The organism is Serratia sp. NA_112.1, assembly GCF_052691715.1.
The window spans coordinates 59379-76766 of the sequence record NZ_JBQZFO010000009.1 but is presented as its reverse complement, the minus strand read 5'-3'; the positions used below and the strand labels follow the sequence as shown (position 1 = coordinate 76766).

Below are 17388 nucleotides of genomic sequence, written 5' to 3'. Positions count from 1 at the left end.
CTTTTTCTTCTCGGCGTAACATGCGCGCACTATTATCAATGAGGACATACGCCTTGGACACACCCAGTAGATACTGGCTCACTGACCTGGACAACAACAGGTGCAACTTCTAAGGCTATCCCATTGAGCTGATAGCCTTCGTGGTTGTCGGCGACCTCTTCAGTGTCGCTATGAGTCAGATCCTTCATGGTCTGAAACAAGCTGGTGATACAACATCCCCCTGTTTCTGTGCTTCCACGCGTTGTTTACCCCTGTCAACCCAAGGGAGTTTTAGCAGATGCTGAGCGCGTTTAAATTAGATAACAGCCGCCTGTCCCGTCTGGAGTTGGATGACTCCGATGACCTCACTACGTCACTGTGGGTTGACCTGGTTGAGCCGGAAGAAGGCGAACGTGAGCGCGTGCAAAACGAGCTGGGTCAAAGCCTGGCGACACGCCCGGAGCTGGATGACATCGAAGCCTCGGCGCGTTTCTTCGAAGATGAAGACGGTCTGCATATTCACTCCTTCTTCTATTTTGAAGATGCGGAAGACCATGCCGGCAACTCCACCGTGGCTTTCACTATTCGCGATGGTCGCCTGTATACCCTGCGTGAGCGCGAACTGCCGGCATTTCGTCTGTATCGCATGCGCGCCCGTAATCTGAAGATGGTTGACGGCAACGCCTACGAGCTGTTGCTGGATTTGTTCGAAACCAAGATTGAGCAGTTGGCGGACGAGATCGAAAACGTCTACAGCGATCTGGAAAAGCTCAGCCGGGTGATCATGGAAGGCCATCAGGGCGATGAATACGACGAGGCGCTGTCGACGCTGGCCGAGCTGGAAGATATCGGCTGGAAAGTCCGTTTGTGCCTGATGGATACCCAACGGGCGCTGAACTTCCTGGTGCGTAAGGCACGTTTGCCGACGGGCCAACTCGAACAGGCGCGTGAAGTGCTGCGCGACATCGAATCCCTGTTGCCGCACAACGAATCCCTGTTCCAGAAGGTCAACTTCCTGATGCAGGCGGCGATGGGCTTTATCAACATCGAGCAGAACCGCATCATCAAGATCTTCTCGGTGGTTTCGGTGGTGTTCCTGCCGCCAACGCTGGTGGCCTCGAGCTACGGGATGAACTTTGAGTTTATGCCGGAGCTGAAATGGTCGTTCGGTTATCCTGGCGCTATCAGCCTGATGATCCTGGCGGGGCTGGCCCCCTATTTGTACTTCAAACGCAAAAACTGGCTTTAAACGAAACGCGCTTTGCCAACTTGAGCTTGGGCAGTGCTCGCCCTCCTCACATACTGCGTGTATGCTCCGGGGCCTGCGCACTGTCCGCACTCAATTTGACTGTGCGCGCTACGTTTAAAGAATCAGGGTTCATTATCCCTTAGCTTGCTAAATAGGGGTACAATGTCGCCTCGTCTCATCAGTCCGTAAGGCGTGAGTTTTGATGGAGAAATTGCCCCGCTGGTCTCAATGGTTGCTCCTGCTGCTGGTTTCGCTGGCGTTAGGTTTTGGCCTGCAAACCCTCCATATTCCCGCTGCGCTGTTGCTGGGGCCGATGATTGTCGGCGTAGCCATGGGGCTGTTGGGGGCCTCGGTTCGCATCCCTGGCTACCTGTTTATCGCCGCACAGGCGGTGCTGGGCTGCATGATCGCACAAAGCCTCTCTCCCGCTATTCTCACGCCGTTACTCGACGACTGGCCGTTGGTGCTGCTGGTGCTGATCGCCACGCTGCTGGCCAGTGGCATTTCCGGCTGGTGTCTGGTGCGTTTTAGCAGCCTGCCTGGGCCGACCGGTGCCTGGGGCTCATCGCCTGGCGGAGCGTCGGCGATGGTGGCAATGGCCGGGGATTTTGGCGCGGATGTTCGACTGGTGGCCTTTATGCAGTATTTGCGGGTGCTGTTTGTTGCGACCGCAGCAGCTATGGTGGCCCGCATTGGGCTGGGTGATGAGGCGGGGCACGGTAGTGCGGCGCTGGAGTGGTTTCCGTCGCTGGACTGGCGTTTCCCGGCAACGTTGGGTGTGGCCATTGTCGGTGCCTGGCTAGGGCCACGGTTGCGTATTCCTTCCGGTGCACTGTTGTTGCCGATGATCATCGGTGCGGCACTGCATTCCAGCGGTACCATGGAGTTACAAGTGCCAGAATGGTTGTTGGCGTTAGCCTACACGCTGATTGGCTGGAGCGTTGGGCTGCGTTTTACCCGGCCGATATTTTTGCTGGCATTGCGGACCCTGCCGCAGATGGTGGTGTCGATCGCTGCGCTGATGCTGTTTTGTGGCCTGCTGGCGTGGATGCTGACGCACTTTCTGCCGGTAGATTTGATGACTGCCTATCTGGCTACCAGCCCCGGTGGGCTGGATACCGTGGCGATTATTGCGGCGGGAAGCAGGGTCGACATGTCTTTTGTGATGGCAATGCAGACGCTGCGTTTATTCACCATTCTGCTTACAGGGCCAGCGATGGCGCGGTTTATCTCCAACCACGCAACGCCGGCCTCAACTTGACGCTGAAATCAACGCAGTTTGCGCTGGGTGTAGAGCGCGTCGAGAATAAACAGCAGCAGCGCCGCCCAGATAAAGCCGAAGGTCACCAGCTTGTCCTGACCGACGGTTTCACCGTAGAAGGTGACGGCCAGCAGGAACATCAGCGTGGGGCCGAGGTACTGGAAGAAGCCGAGTGTCGACAGGCGCAGGCGGGTGGCTGCGGCGGTAAAGAACAGCAGCGGTACGGTGGTGACGATGCCGGCTGCCACCAGCATCAGGTTCAGCGACCAAGGGTTGGCGCCGAGGTGGCTGGTCGGGCTGTCGGCGAACAGGAAAAGATACGCCGCCGCGACCGGCAGCAGCCACAGGGTTTCTATCAGCATGCCGGTTTGCGCGTCGATGGCGATCTTCTTGCGCAGCAGACCGTAGAACGCAAAGCTAAATGCCAGCCCCAGGCCGATAATCGGCAGCGAACCGAATTGCCACAGCTGAATCAACACGCCGGCGAATGCCAGTATCACCGCCAGCCATTGCATACGACGGAAGCGTTCGCCCAGGAACAACATCCCCAGCAGCACATTTACCAGCGGATTAATGAAATAACCCAGGCTGGCTTCCAGCATATGATGGTTATTCACCGCCCAGATAAACAGCAGCCAGTTACCACCGATCAGCAGCGCGGTCACCGCCAGCAATAATAGCCGTTTGTGGTCTTGGCAGGCAGCCCGCACCTGTGGCCAGTTACGTCCGAGAGTAATCAGTGCCAGCATAAAGAAGAACGACCAAATCACCCGATGGGTGAGGATCTCGTCAGCAGGCACCTGCTGGATCAGCTTGAAATAGGCCGGGGCGATACCCCAAATAAAATAGGCGGCCAGAGCAAAGAAGATGCCCTGTCGTGTTTGCTTTGCGTCCATGACGTTACTCGGATGGGAAAAACGGAGATGCGGTGAGTGTACTGAAGACGCTCACCGCACACAATCACCCGACCAGATAGGTGGCAGTGGCGCTGGCGATATGCAGGCCATCGTGGTTATGCAGTTCGACGCGGGCGACCGCGACTTTGTTGCCGCTGCGCAATACGTTGGCGGCAGCGACGAAATGCTCGCCACGGCCAGGGCGCAGATAGTCAACGCGCAGATCGATGGTTCCCATGCGGGAAAGGCGAGTGGCGACTTCTTCTTCGATCAACGGATCCAGACGCATCAGTACGCTACCGGCACATGCTAAACCCGCCGCAACGTCCAGCACCGAAGCAATCACCCCGCCGTGCAGAATTTTCTGGGCGGCATTGCCCACCAGTTTGGGTTGGTTGGTGAAACTCAGCTCCACGTAGTCGTCGTCAAAGCGGCGTAGTTCCAGGCCCAGCTCGCGGTTAAACGGCATGTGATAAACAAAGATTTCGCCAATTTTCTGGCGGGCAGCTTCAAGAGTCAGTGGTGTGGTAGACATAAATACCCATTCTTTTCTGTGTAGTAGGGGAAGCTAACTGGTCAGTCCAGGTTAACTGTTTGTTGATATTATGCCTATATTTTGTTGCTTTCCAGACTAATCCAATAAATACACGCCGCACTGCTGTAAAACTCCCTTTGCGTGTAAAATGGCCTGTTTTTATTTCAGCGTTTGTCATTTCATGTTGGGGTGAGGAAGGTTATGCGCATTTTGACCGGGGTCGTTTTGGCCACGCTGGCGGCGGCTCCGCTGGTACAGGCAGAAGAAGCCAAAGAGCAGCAAATTCATGATAAGCCGGCGGTGCGGGGCAGCATTATTGCCAATATGCTGCAGGATCACGACAACCCATTCACGCTGTATCCGTACGACACCAACTATGTGCTGTATACCGATACCAGCAATATCAACAAAGAAGCCATCAAGTCCTATAACTGGGCTGATAATGCTCGCAAGGATGAGGTGAAATACCAGCTCAGCCTGGCGTTCCCGCTATGGCGTGGCATTCTGGGCGACAACTCGGTGCTGGGTGCGTCTTATACACAGCGCTCCTGGTGGCAGCTTTCCAACCACAGTGAGTCATCACCGTTCCGTGAGACCAACTACGAACCGCAGGTGTTCCTGGGGTGGGCGACCGATTACAGCTTCGCCGGCTGGACACTGCGTGACGTTGAAGTGGGCTTGAATCACCAGTCCAACGGGCGCTCGGATCCCACTTCCCGCAGTTGGAACCGCGGTTATGCCCGCTTTATGGCGCAAAACGGCAACTGGCAGGTGGATCTCAAACCCTGGTTCCGCTTCGCAGAGAGCGACAGCAGCGACGATAACCCGGATATCACCAAATACATGGGCTATTACCGTCTGAAAGTCGGTTACGCTTGGGGTGAAAGTGTGTTCAGTGTCGACAGTCACTACAACTGGAACAGCGGCTACGGCGGTGCGGAATTAGGCTGGAGCTACCCGATCAGCAAACACGTGCGTTTCTATACCCAGGTGTTCAGCGGTTACGGCGAATCCTTGATTGATTACAACTTCCGGCAGACACGGGTTGGCGTTGGTGTCATGCTTAACGATATTATGTAATCATACCCTGCGTACTTGAAGCTGCTGCTGTGTTGGCTGCGTACACTCACCCCGGTTACTTGGTTGGCCAAGCTCCCGGGGGTTCACGTACTTGCCGCCTTGCCGCAGCTCCAATTACTTTGGGTATATAGTTCAAAGTGGGGAAGGGTGTGTCAACCGCAGCAGTGATAAACAAAGAGTTGCTGGCAGAGCAGGTATTACGCGATACCTTCGGCTACCAGCAATTCCGACCGGGTCAACAAACGATTATCAACACGGCGATCGGCGGGCAGGATTGCCTGGTGGTAATGCCGACCGGCGGCGGTAAATCGTTGTGCTACCAAATCCCGGCGCTGGTGATGGATGGCCTGACGCTAGTGGTTTCCCCGTTGATCTCATTGATGAAAGATCAGGTCGATCAGTTGCTGGCCTATGGCGTCTCCGCTGCCTGCTATAACTCGACCCAGACGCGCGAACAACAGCTTGAGGTCATGGCGGGTTGTCGCAGCGGCCAGATCAAAATGCTTTATATCGCCCCCGAGCGGCTGATGATGGACAGTTTCCTCGACCAGCTCGGCGGTAACCCACCTGCCTTGTTGGCGGTAGACGAAGCGCACTGTATTTCTCAATGGGGTCACGATTTCCGTCCTGAATACCGCGCATTGGGGCTGTTAAAACAACGTTTCCCTGATATGCCGGTGATCGCGCTGACCGCAACCGCAGATGAATCGACCCGGGGTGACATAGTCCGTCTGCTGGCACTGCAGGAGCCGCTGGTGCAGGTCAGCAGCTTTGACCGGCCAAACATCCGCTATACGCTGGTGGAGAAATTCAAGCCGCTCGACCAATTGTGGCGATTTGTGCAGGACCAGCGTGGCAAAAGCGGCATCATTTACTGCAACAGCCGCGCCAAGGTAGAAGACACCACTGCACGTCTGCAAAGCCGTGGGCTGAGTGTGGGTGCCTATCATGCCGGATTGGACAACGATCGCCGTGCGCAGGTGCAGGAAGCGTTCCAGCGCGACGATTTACAGGTGGTAGTCGCCACCGTCGCCTTCGGCATGGGCATTAACAAACCCAACGTGCGCTTTGTGGTGCACTTTGATATTCCACGCAATATCGAATCTTATTATCAGGAAACCGGCCGCGCCGGCCGCGACGGTTTACCGGCCGAGGCGATCCTGCTGTATGACCCGGCCGATATGGCCTGGCTGCGTCGCTGTCTGGAGGAAAAACCTGCCGGGCAGCAACTGGATATTGAGCGTCACAAGTTGAATGCCATGGGGGCTTTCGCCGAAGCGCAAACTTGCCGCCGGTTGGTGTTGCTCAACTATTTTGGCGAAGGTAAACACCAGAACTGCGGCAACTGCGATATCTGCCTGGATCCCCCCAAGCGTTACGATGGGCTGGAAGATGCGCGCAAGGCTTTGTCCTGTGTGTATCGCGTCGGCCAGCGTTTCGGGTTGGGATACATTGTCGAGGTACTGCGCGGTTCCAATAATCAGCGTATCCGCGAATACGGACACGAGAAACTGCCGGTGTACGGCATTGGTCGCGAGCAGACCACCGAACACTGGACCAGCGTGCTGCGTCAGTTGATCCACCTGGGCTTTATCACCCAGAACATTGCCATGCACTCGGCGCTGCAACTGACCGAGGCCGCGCGCCCGGTGTTGCGGGGTGAGCTGGAACTGCAACTGGCGGTACCGCGCATCCAGAGCCTGAAGGCCCGCAGCAGCAGTAACCAAAAGTCCTACGGCGGCAATTACGATCGCAAACTGTTCGCCAAATTGCGCAAGTTGCGAAAATCGATTGCCGACGAAGAAAATATCCCGCCTTATGTGGTATTTAACGATGCCACCCTGTTGGAAATGGCGGAGCAGATGCCTATCAAGGCTGGCGACCTGTTAAGTGTTAACGGTGTCGGGCAGCGCAAACTGGAGCGTTTTGGCGCGCCGTTTATGGCGATGATCCGCGATCACCTCGATAATGACGAAGATTAAGGGCGATAAATCATGCTGATGCTGTTTCTGACCGTGGCACTGGTGCACCTGATTGCACTGATGAGCCCAGGGCCGGACTTCTTTTTTGTTTCACAAACCGCCGCCAGTCGCTCGCGGCGTGAGGCGATGATGGGCGTACTGGGCATTTCATTGGGCATCGTGGTGTGGGCGGGCGTAGCCTTGATGGGCCTGCACCTGATCCTGCAAAAAATGGCCTGGCTGCATCAAATTATCATGGTTGGCGGTGGGATTTACCTATGCTGGATGGGTTGGCAACTGTTGCGCTCCGCCCGTTCTCAAAATGCCCAGTCGGTGCCTGCGGCGGAGGTGAAAGTGGCCTTGCCGAAGCCTGGGCGCAGTTTTATCCGTGGTTTTCTGACCAACTTGTCCAACCCGAAAGCGGTTATCTATTTCGGCAGCGTATTTTCACTGTTTGTAGGGGATGACGTCGGTGCCGGTGCCCGCTGGGGCTTGTTCTTGCTGATCGTCGCTGAGACTTTTGTCTGGTTCAGCCTGGTGGCGGTGGTGTTTGCATTGCCGACCATGCGCCGCGGTTATCAACGGCTGGCCAAGTGGATTGACGGGCTGGCGGGTGTGCTATTCACCGGTTTCGGCTTGCATCTGATCTTTACCCGTTAGGCTATTTTACTTGCCAGGTTGTACCCGGGCAGTGCGCAGACTCCTCACGTACTTTATGTATGCTCCGGGTCCTGAGCGCTGGCCGCGTCCAACCTATCTGCGACAATAACGCCTAAACTCGAATTTTCAGGCTTTTCTGGCCGTAGCCAGCAGCCCGGCCACCAGAATAAACAGTGAACCGAAAATACGGTTCAACAACTGCATCTGACGAGGCGTCTTCAGCCAACCGGCAATGCGGGTGGCCAGCGTGGCGTAGCCAATCATGACAAAAATATCCACTACCACGGTGGTGACACCGAGCACCAGATACTGCTCGGCTTGCGGTTGGTTGGGCAAAATAAACTGTGGGAACAGTGCGGCCAGAAACACGATGCTTTTCGGGTTGGTCAGATTCACCAGCACAGCACGGCGGAACAGACGGCGACGCGGCATAGTACCTGCCAGCGTATGCAAGTCCAGCGAACCTGCAGCGCGCCACTGTTGAATGCCAAGCCAGACCAGATAGGCGGCGCCGAACCACTTCAGCATTTCAAACGCCAGCAGTGACTGCGATACCAGCGCACCCAGACCAATACCCACCAGTACGATATGCAGGCTCAGCCCAACCTGCAGGCCGGCAATGGACGCCGCTGCGCCACGATAACCGTGGCTGATACCGGTGCTCATGGTGTTGATTGCTCCTGAACCGGGTGACAGGCTGAGGATAAGAGTTGTCAGCAGATAGGTTAACCACCAGTCCAAGGTCATTGCAGTACTCCCTGAAAGCGCCAATTTGTGCCAAAATGATGCGGTTTTTGTAAGAATTGAATCACAATACGCTAGTATTATTTCTTGTGCCAGAGGTCACATTTTTGCCACTGGTAGCTCAGGGAAAAGCACTTGATGACGTCGTTTACTCTCAGCACTGATGATTGGTTAACGCGTGAAAAGCAGTTTGCTGCTTTCGCCACGGGACCGCTGCTGGACTTTTGGCGGCAGCGTGAGGAGGGTGAGTTCAGCGGGGTCGGCGGCGTCCCCATCCGTTTTGTGCGTTTCAGTTCCCCTCGCCATCAGCGGGTGGTGGTGGTAAGTCCCGGTCGTATCGAAAGTTATATTAAATACCCCGAGATTGCCTACGATCTGTTCCATTGCGGCTATGACGTGATGATTTTGGATCATCGCGGGCAAGGCCGTTCCGGCCGTTTGCTGGCTGATAAGCACCGCGGTCATGTGATAAACTTTGCCGATTACGTCGACGACTTTGCCCAGTTTTATCAGCAGGAAGTGGTGCCACTGGGTTACCGGCAACACTTTGCGTTGGCTCACTCGATGGGCGGTGCGATCCTGGCGCAGTTTCTGGCCTGCCAGCCACAAGCATTTGACGCTGCTGCGTTCTGTGCACCGATGTTCGGCATTTATTTGCCGATGCCAGGCTGGATGGCCAACCGCATTCTGAACTGGACGGAGAAGCACCCGAGGGTGCGCGATTACTATGCGATAGGGACCGGTCAGTGGCGACCGCTACCTTACGTGGTCAACGTGTTGACCCACAGCCGTGAGCGCTACCGTCGCTGTTTGCGTTATTACGCCGATTATCCCGAGTTGCAGGTGGGAGGGCCAACCTACCACTGGGTACGGGAAAGCCTGCAGGCCGGACGAGAGATCATCGCCCAAGCGGCTAAAATCACCACGCCGCTATTATTATTGCAGGCCGGTGAGGATCGGGTGGTCGACAACCGTTCTCATCAGGCTTTTTGTCAGGCATTGTCAGAAGCGGGACATCCCTGTGAAGGGGGAAAACCGCAGGTTATCGAAGGCGCACGGCATGAGATCCTGTTTGAGCGGGACGCGATGCGCGCCGAAGCACTGAGCGCAATCCTGCGTTTCTTTGCTCAACACTTAGGCGGTACCCCTACCGCCGACTACACCATTAGAGGTTAGAAATTACCGCTATGTATCACGTCGTCGCTTCCGATTTAGATGGCACGCTGCTGTCACCCGACCACACCCTGTCACCTTACGCCAAAGAGACACTGAAGCTGTTGACCCAGCGTGGCGTACATTTTGTCTTTGCTACCGGCCGTCATCACATCGACGTTGCGCAGATCCGCGATAACCTCGAGATCAGCGCCTTTATGATCACCTCCAACGGCGCTCGCGTGCATAACACTGACGGTGAGTTGATTTTCAGCCACAACCTGGCCGAAGACATTGCCCGCGATCTCTACGGTATGCTGCATAACGATCCGGACATCACCACCAACGTCTACCGCAACGACGACTGGTACATCAACCGCGAAAGCCCTGAACAGAAAGAGTTTTTCCAGGAATCGATTTTCCAGTACCAGTTGTTCGAACCGGGCCTGTTGGAAACCGACGGCGTGTGCAAGGTGTACTTCACCTGTGACGATCATGAAAAGCTGTTGCCGCTGGAAGATGCCATCAATGCGCGTTGGGGAGATCGGGTTAACGTCAGTTTCTCGTTCCCAACTTGTCTGGAAGTGATGGCCGGTGGTGTGTCAAAAGGCCATGCGCTGGAAGAAGTAGCCAAGATCATCGGCTATACGCTGAAAGAGAGCATTGCCTTCGGCGACGGCATGAATGACCTGGAAATGCTGTCGATGGCTGGCAAGGGTTGCATCATGCGCGACGCGCATCAGCGCCTGAAAGACAAGCTGCCGGAGCTGGAAGTGATTGGCTCCAATGTCGATGACGCGGTGCCGCATTATCTGCGCAAGATGTTCCTGGGTTGATATGAACAGGGCGCCTTGCGGCGCCCCGAACGGTATTACTTGTGCTGGTTCTGCTTTTGCAGGAATTGCACGCCCTTGTCAGGGAAATCGGTGAACACGCCGTCAACGCCTGCCTGATTGTAAATCACGTCATACAGCTGATTTACGTCGGTAACGTAGTCCGGCAGTGCGTCTGCACGGATGGTGAAGGGATGCACCGCCAGCTTGTTGGCATGGGCTTCTTTCACCATATCGGTCAGTACCACCTTGCCCGGTTTGGATTTCTCAGCCACCACCAGCATGTGGTAGTCCGGCCCAATGCCATCGGCATACTGGGCGATTTGTTTCATCGCACCCGGCTTGAACATCCAGTCATAGTCATATTCCACCCATTTGCCATCGGCCTTCTGCTCATAGGTTTCCTGCCATTTGTTATAGGCAATCAGTTGGACCAGCTTCAGATCCATGCCCATCTTCGGCTCTAGCTCGGTTTTAATCCGCTTCAACTCGTTGGCGTCGAAGCATTGCAGATAAACGTTGTCACCCTTGCCGGTATAACCGTACTGCTTCAGCACCGCCAGCACCTTGCTGGAAATATCCTTGCCTTCCTGCTTGTGGAACCATGGCGCTTTGATTTCCGGGTAAATACCGATGTTCTTGCCGGTTGAATGGTTCAGACCCTGCACAAACTCGATCTCTTCCTGGAAGGTATGGACGCGGAAATCGGATTTACCCATCGGGAAGCGGCCAGGGTAACCCTGCACTTTTTTACCGTTTTCAATCTCGAAGCCTTCGGTGAACTTCAGCGATTTGATTTCCGGCAAGGTAAAGTCGATGGCGTAATAGCGGCCGTCTTTGCGTGCGCGGTCCGGGAAACGTTCGGCTACGTCGGTGACGCGATCGAGATAGTGGTCATGCAACACCACCAGCTCGTTGTCCTTGGTCATCACCAGATCCTGCTCGAGGAAGTCTGCACCCTGCGCGTAGGCCATAGCCTTCGCCGGCAGCGTGTGTTCCGGCAGATAGCCGCTGGCGCCACGGTGGGCGATCACCACCTTGTCGGCAGCCTGTGCAGCGCTGACCATTGAGGTGGCCAGGATAATCCCTGTTAGCAGGGCTTTGACTTGAGTCCGCATATTGTTGTTCTCCATGTTGTAGGTGCCAGGTAATAAAAAGGCCGCAGCGCGGCCTTTAAATAATGCGAAAGTTGTATGACGCTTAACCGCGTTTGTTGGCAGCGATTTCCGCGTGGTGTTTTTTCTCGCTCAGCATGGTCAGCAACAACAGCACAACCGCACCGATGCTACCGCCAATCATCACCATAAAACCGCCGTCCCAACCGAAGTAGTCAACGGTGTAGCCGACGATGGCGCTGGCTGCAACAGAGCCGCCCAGGTAACCGAACAGACCGGTGAAGCCTGCGGCGGTGCCGGCGGCTTTCTTCGGCGCCAGTTCCAGTGCGTGCAGACCGATCAGCATCACCGGGCCGTAAATCAGGAAACCGATGGTGATCATACAGGCCATATCGATGCCAGGATTACCGACCGGGTTCAGCCAGTAAACGACGGTGGCAATGGTCACCAGCGTCATGAAGAACACACCGGTGGCACCACGGTTACCCTTGAACACCTTGTCCGACATCCAGCCGCACAGTAGGGTGCCCGGAATACCGGCATACTCGTACAGGAAGTAAGCCCATGAAGACTTGTCCAGCGCGAAGTGTTTCACTTCTTTCAGGTAGGTCGGTGACCAGTCCAGAATGCCGTAACGCAGCAGATAAACGAACACGTTGGCTACGGCGATGTACCACAGCAGTTTGTTCGGCAGGATGTACTGCATGAAGATCTGCTTGGCCGTCAGCTCTTCTTCCGCTTTCTCGCTGTAGTCGTCCGGGTAATCGTTTTTGTATTCTTCGATCGGCGGCAGGCCACAGGATTGCGGGGTATCACGCATCAGGGCGAAGGCGATCAGAGCAACCAGGATGGCGCCGAAGGCCGGCATATACAGCGCTGCATGCCAGTCGTTGAACCAGGCCATGCCCAGCAGGAACAGCAGTGGCGGCAAACCGCCACCCACGTTATGGGCGCAGTTCCAGACCGAAACGATGCTGCCGCGCTCTTTCTGCGACCACCAGTGCACCATGGTACGACCACATGGCGGCCAGCCCATCCCCTGGAACCAACCGCACAGGAACAGCAGCACGAACATGACCGCGATGCTCGAAGTCGCCCATGGCACGAAGCCCATGAACAGCATCACCGCAGCAGCCAGGATCAGGCCGGCGGGCAGGAACACGCGTGGGTTGGAGCGGTCAGAAACCGACCCCATGATGAATTTGGAAAAACCGTAGGCGATGGAAATACCGGACAGGGCGAAACCGAGGTCGCCGCGGCTGAAGCCCTGGTCGATCAGGTAAGGCATGGCCAGGGTGAAGTTCTTGCGCACCAGGTAGTAGGCGGCATAACCGAAGAAAATCCCCATAAAAATTTGCCAGCGCAATTTACGGTACAGCGGGTCGACTTTGTCGACCGGCACACGGGAAATGTGTGCTGCCGGCTTAAAAATACTCAACATGAGCGCCTCCGATGGCTTTATCTAGTTATCACATCAATATGATCTTTTACGTTCATTTGATGATTGAGCGGATATCGAATGTGGTGTTTTTTTGTTCCATAACGAGCGTCATCCTAGTCAAATCAGCCTGGTGTCGCTGTGATGAATGGCGCATTTGTTACACTTTTATGAAACACCGGCGGATTTTGAGCGATTCGTTAACGTTATGAAATAGAAAAACGCCTGAAAATCGTGATTATGATCACATTCATGGTTTTTTGTGGACATTTGGTTTTCGTTTTGAGTTCGTTATTGTTCCTTATCAAACAAAGCCCCCAATGAATGTGGCTCAATAGGTGAATAACTACAGATTCTGAGAGAGTCTCATGAGCAGCCATTCATCGGATAACGAAACGGATGTGATCATCATTGGCGGTGGTGCGACCGGTGCGGGCATTGCTCGTGACTGCGCGCGCCGAGGCCTGCGTTGTATACTGCTGGAGCGTCACGATATCGCTACCGGTGCCACTGGGCGCAACCACGGGCTGCTGCACAGTGGAGCACGCTATGCGGTGACCGACGGCGAGTCGGCGCGTGAATGCATAGAAGAAAACCAAATCCTCAAGCGCATTGCGTACCATTGCATCGAGCGTACCGATGGGCTGTTTATTACGCTGCCGCAGGATTCTCTGGCCTACCAACAACAGTTTATTGCCTCCTGCCACAGTGCCGGTATCAACGCCGAAGCGATTGACCCACAGTTGGCGCTGCGTCTGGAGCCAGCGGCCAATCCGGCGCTGATCGGCGCGGTTCGCGTGCCGGACGGCACTGTCGATCCCTTCCGTCTCACAACCGCCAATATGCTCGATGCCCGAGAGCACGGTGCGCAGATCCTCACCTATCATCAGGTGGTCGGTTTACTTCGCGCTGGCGATCGTGTAACCGGAGTGCGTGTTTTCGACCATCAATCTGCGCAGCGCTACGATATTCATGCCGAAGTGGTCGTCAATGCCGCGGGCATCTGGGGCCAGCAGATTGCGGAATATGCCGATCTGCGCATTCGTATGTTCCCGGCCAAGGGCGCGCTGTTGATCCTCGGCCATCGCATCAACAACATGGTGATCAATCGCTGCCGCAAACCGGCGGACGCCGATATTTTGGTGCCGGGCGACACCATCTCGGTGATTGGCACCACCTCAACCCATATTGATTATGACCAGATCGACAACATGCTGGTGACGCCGCAGGAAGTGGACATTCTGATCCGCGAGGGGGCGCTGCTGGCGCCGGAGCTGGCGCAGACGCGTATTCTGCGAGCCTATGCCGGTGTGCGGCCACTGGTAGCCAGTGACGACGACCCCAGCGGCCGCAACGTCAGCCGTGGCATCGTGCTGCTCGATCATGCCAGCCGCGACGGCCTGGAAGGCTTTATCACCATTACCGGCGGCAAGTTGATGACCTACCGGCTGATGGCGCAGTGGGCGACCGATAAAGTGTGTGAAAAGCTCAGGTTGGATAGCCCCTGTACCACCGCGCAGGAAGCCTTGCCCGGCTCCCGTCAGTCGGCGGAAGAAACGGTGCGCAGCGTGGTTTCCCTGCCTGCCAGCATTCGCGGCTCGGCGGTTTATCGCCACGGCGACAGGGCCAGTCAGGTACCGGCCGGCGATCGGCTGGATAACAGCCTGGTGTGCGAATGTGAAGCGGTCACCGCCGGTGAAGTGCGTTATGCGGTGAACTCCCTCACCGTCAATAACCTGCTCGATCTACGCCGCCGTACCCGTGTCGGCATGGGCACCTGCCAGGGGGAGCTCTGCGCCTGCCGTGCCGCCGGGCTGTTGACGCGTTTTAACGTCACTACCCCGCAGCAGTCTATCGATCAGCTATCGCATTTCCTTAACGAGCGTTGGAAAGGGGTGAGACCGATCGCCTGGGGCGATGCGCTACGTGAAAGTGAGTTTACCAGCTGGGTTTACCAAGGATTGTGCGGGCTCGATGCCCGAGGGGATCAGGAGGCCGATGATGCGATTTGACGTAGTGGTGATTGGCGGCGGACTGGCAGGCATGACCTGCGCTATCAGGCTGGCGGAACAGGGCAAGCGCTGCGCCGTGGTCAGTTCTGGCCAAAGCGCACTCTATTTTTCATCCGGATCGCTTGATCTGCTGGCGCAGTTGCCCGATGGCACCCCGGTGGAATCACCGTTGATGGCGCTACCGGCACTTGCGCTACAGGCACCACAGCATCCTTATTCGCTGATGGGCGCTGAAAGGGTAGCCGGACTGTCGGATGACGCGGCCCTGCTGTTGCAACGTTGTGGTTTGAGCCTGCAGGGCAGCAGTGAACGTAATCATCTGCGAGTGACTCCGCTGGGTACGCGCCGGGCTACCTGGCTTAGTCCACAGGCTATTCCGGTCACGCCGTTGGACGGCGAACTGCCGTGGAAAAATATTGCAGTGATCGGCATTGAAGGATTTTTGGATTTTCAGCCGCAGTTGGCCGCCAGTTCCCTGACGCAAACCTTGGGTATCAAGGCTGAAGTCGCTTATATGCACTTGCCGGCGCTGGATCGGCTGCGCAACAACCCCAGTGAGTTCCGGGCGGTGAATATCGCCAGAGTGCTGGACCTGCCGGAAAACCTGACGCCGGTGGCGGAAGAAATGCGTCGGCTGGCCGCTGATGCCGAGGCGATTTTTCTGCCCGCCTGTCTGGGGCTGGAAGATGATAGCGCACTGGCCGCGTTGCAGGCGGCGCTGGGTAAACCGATTCTGCTGTTACCGACGTTGCCGCCTTCGGTTCTGGGTATGCGCCTGCATCAGGCGCTGCGTTCGCGTCTGCAGCAGCTGGGCGGCGTTTTTATGCCGGGTGACAGCGTGCTGCGGGCAGATATTGACGCCGGGCAAGTCACTGGCCTCTATACCCGCAACCATACCGATATCCCGCTGCTGGCGCAGCAGGTGGTGCTGGCCAGCGGTAGTTTCTTCAATAACGGGCTGGTGGCGGATCTTGACGGTATACGTGAACCGGTATTTGGGCTGGATGTCGACAGTCGTGCGGATCGCGCAGACTGGAGCCATCGCAATCTATTTGCTCCGCAGCCCTATTTGCAATTTGGCGTACGTACCGATAACCGGCTGCGTGCCTTAAGGCAGGGGGAGCCATTGAGCAACCTGTATGCCATCGGCGCAGTGACCGGCGGCTATGATCCCCTGCAGCAGGGCTGTGGTGCGGGTGTTTCGCTGCTTGGGGCGCTGTACGTCGCGCAACAGATTGCGGCACAGGAGGAGCGTCCATGAGCCTGCACAAAGATAATAGTTTTGAAAACTGTATCAAATGTACCGTCTGCACTACCTATTGTCCGGTGGCCAAGGTGAATCCGCTCTATCCAGGGCCAAAACAGGCGGGGCCGGACGGCGAGCGCCTGCGACTGAAGGATCCGGCGCTGTATGATGAGGCGCTGAAGTATTGCACCAACTGCAAACGCTGTGAGGTGGCCTGCCCGTCCGACGTCAAAATCGGCGACATCATTCAGCGTGCCCGTGCCGACTTTGCCCAGACCAAGCCCACGCTGCGTGACGCTATCCTCAGCCATACCGATCTCATGGGCTCGTTGTCGACGCCGTTTGCGCCGATTGTTAATGCCGCTACCGGGCTTAAACCGGTGCGTGCCCTGCTCGACAAGGCGCTGAAAATTGACCATCGGCGTGAATTGCCAAAGTACTCGTTTGGTACCTTCCGCCGCTGGTACCGTCAGCAGGCGCAGGCCCAGCAGCGTTATGCCGATCAGGTGGCGTTCTTCCACGGCTGCTTCGTCAATTACAACCATCCGCAACTGGGCAAGGATCTGATCAAGGTGTTCAATGCGATGGACATCGGCGTGCAGTTGCTCAAGCGGGAGAAATGCTGCGGTGTACCGCTGATCGCCAACGGCTTTATTGCCCAGGCAAAAAAACAGGCTAAGGTTAACGCCGAATCGCTGCACGAGACGGTACTGGAGCGGGGGATCCCGGTAGTGGCGACCTCCTCGAGCTGTACTTTTACCCTGCGTGACGAGTACCCACACCTGCTGGACGTGGACACCTCGGCGGTGCGTGAACGCGTGGAGCTGGCGACGCGCTACCTTTACCGCCTGATCAATCAAGGGCGTCAGTTGCCGCTGAAGCACACGCCGTTGCGGGTGGCTTATCATACGCCATGCCATATGGAAAAAATGGGCTGGACCGCCTATACGCTGGAGCTGTTACGGCAGATACCGGGGTTGGAACTGGTGGTGCTGGATTCGCAGTGCTGCGGTATTGCCGGCACCTATGGTTTTAAATCGGAGAACTATGAGACTTCGCAGGGGATTGGGGCGTCGCTGTTCCGCCAGATAGAGGAGAGCGGGGTCGATTTGGTGGTGACGGACTGCGAAACCTGCAAATGGCAAATCGAGATGTCGACCAGCAAGCGCTGCGAACATCCGATCACCCTGCTGGCGCAGGCATTGGCTTGAGGGCGCAGCAGTGTGA

The 17388-nt window shown here is 56.4% G+C and carries 15 protein-coding genes; 10 read left to right on the top strand and 5 right to left on the bottom strand.

The window, feature by feature from the left end; translation table 11 throughout:
• Window positions 1-277: 277 nt before the first annotated feature.
• Together corA and ACUTQ5_RS17000 are read left to right on the top strand one after the other, a co-directional pair.
• Window positions 278-1228 carry a magnesium/cobalt transporter CorA gene (gene corA, locus ACUTQ5_RS17005; RefSeq protein ID WP_445652204.1) on the top strand — a complete coding sequence of 317 codons (951 nt, stop codon included), beginning with the start codon at window positions 278-280 and terminating at the stop codon, window positions 1226-1228.
• Window positions 1229-1430: 202 nt separating this feature from the next.
• Window positions 1431-2489, top strand: coding sequence for an AbrB family transcriptional regulator (locus ACUTQ5_RS17000; protein ID WP_445652203.1), 1059 nt, complete (start codon window positions 1431-1433; stop codon window positions 2487-2489).
• Window positions 2490-2497: 8 nt separating this feature from the next.
• On the opposite strand, the gene rarD is transcribed toward ACUTQ5_RS17000, so the two are convergent.
• Together rarD and ACUTQ5_RS16990 are read right to left on the bottom strand one after the other, a co-directional pair.
• Window positions 2498-3385: an EamA family transporter RarD gene (gene rarD / locus ACUTQ5_RS16995; RefSeq protein WP_445652202.1), complete on the bottom strand. Its 888-nt coding sequence runs from the start codon at window positions 3383-3385 to the stop codon at window positions 2498-2500.
• Window positions 3386-3449: 64 nt separating this feature from the next.
• The gene (locus ACUTQ5_RS16990; protein ID WP_445652201.1) at window positions 3450-3920 is read right to left on the bottom strand and encodes a thioesterase family protein; all 471 of its coding nucleotides are present in this window, start codon (window positions 3918-3920) and stop codon (window positions 3450-3452) included.
• 201 nt (window positions 3921-4121) lie between these two features.
• Here ACUTQ5_RS16990 and pldA point away from each other — a divergent pair, with 201 nt between their 5' ends.
• From pldA to rhtC, 3 genes are all read left to right on the top strand, one after another.
• Window positions 4122-5000 carry a phospholipase A gene (pldA, locus tag ACUTQ5_RS16985; protein WP_445652200.1) on the top strand — a complete coding sequence of 293 codons (879 nt, stop codon included), beginning with the start codon at window positions 4122-4124 and terminating at the stop codon, window positions 4998-5000.
• A 149-nt stretch (window positions 5001-5149) separates the two neighbouring features.
• Window positions 5150-6982, top strand: a complete 1833-nt coding sequence (gene recQ, locus ACUTQ5_RS16980) for an ATP-dependent DNA helicase RecQ (RefSeq protein ID WP_445652199.1) — start codon at window positions 5150-5152, stop codon at window positions 6980-6982.
• Between the two features lie 12 nt (window positions 6983-6994).
• Window positions 6995-7621 (top strand): threonine export protein RhtC, encoded by a 627-nt coding sequence (rhtC, locus tag ACUTQ5_RS16975; protein WP_445652198.1) that lies wholly within the window; start codon window positions 6995-6997, stop codon window positions 7619-7621.
• Window positions 7622-7747: 126 nt separating this feature from the next.
• Here rhtC and rhtB read toward each other — a convergent pair whose 3' ends face one another.
• Window positions 7748-8368 carry a homoserine/homoserine lactone efflux protein gene (gene rhtB / locus ACUTQ5_RS16970; RefSeq protein ID WP_174354698.1) on the bottom strand — a complete coding sequence of 207 codons (621 nt, stop codon included), beginning with the start codon at window positions 8366-8368 and terminating at the stop codon, window positions 7748-7750.
• Window positions 8369-8503: 135 nt separating this feature from the next.
• On the opposite strand from rhtB, the gene pldB reads away from it, so the two are divergent.
• Window positions 8504-9541: a lysophospholipase L2 gene (gene pldB / locus ACUTQ5_RS16965; protein WP_445652197.1), complete on the top strand. Its 1038-nt coding sequence runs from the start codon at window positions 8504-8506 to the stop codon at window positions 9539-9541.
• 11 nt (window positions 9542-9552) lie between these two features.
• Window positions 9553-10353: a sugar/pyridoxal phosphate phosphatase YigL gene (gene yigL / locus ACUTQ5_RS16960; protein WP_445652196.1), complete on the top strand. Its 801-nt coding sequence runs from the start codon at window positions 9553-9555 to the stop codon at window positions 10351-10353.
• A gap of 35 nt (window positions 10354-10388) precedes the next feature.
• Here yigL and glpQ read toward each other — a convergent pair whose 3' ends face one another.
• Entirely contained in the window at window positions 10389-11468 is a 1080-nt protein-coding gene (gene glpQ / locus ACUTQ5_RS16955) for a glycerophosphodiester phosphodiesterase (protein WP_153858711.1), read from the bottom strand.
• An 82-nt stretch (window positions 11469-11550) separates the two neighbouring features.
• Window positions 11551-12906: a glycerol-3-phosphate transporter gene (gene glpT, locus ACUTQ5_RS16950; protein WP_445652195.1), complete on the bottom strand. Its 1356-nt coding sequence runs from the start codon at window positions 12904-12906 to the stop codon at window positions 11551-11553.
• A 365-nt stretch (window positions 12907-13271) separates the two neighbouring features.
• On the opposite strand from glpT, the gene glpA reads away from it, so the two are divergent.
• From glpA to glpC, 3 genes are read left to right on the top strand one after another with little or no spacing between them, the layout of a single operon-like run.
• Entirely contained in the window at window positions 13272-14915 is a 1644-nt protein-coding gene (gene glpA / locus ACUTQ5_RS16945) for an anaerobic glycerol-3-phosphate dehydrogenase subunit A (RefSeq protein WP_445652194.1), read from the top strand.
• The gene (glpB, locus tag ACUTQ5_RS16940) at window positions 14905-16176 is read left to right on the top strand and encodes a glycerol-3-phosphate dehydrogenase subunit GlpB (protein ID WP_445652256.1); all 1272 of its coding nucleotides are present in this window, start codon (window positions 14905-14907) and stop codon (window positions 16174-16176) included. Before glpA ends, glpB begins: the two co-directional genes overlap by 11 nt.
• Entirely contained in the window at window positions 16173-17372 is a 1200-nt protein-coding gene (gene glpC / locus ACUTQ5_RS16935) for an anaerobic glycerol-3-phosphate dehydrogenase subunit GlpC (protein WP_445652193.1), read from the top strand. Before glpB ends, glpC begins: the two co-directional genes overlap by 4 nt.
• Window positions 17373-17388 lie beyond the last annotated feature (16 nt).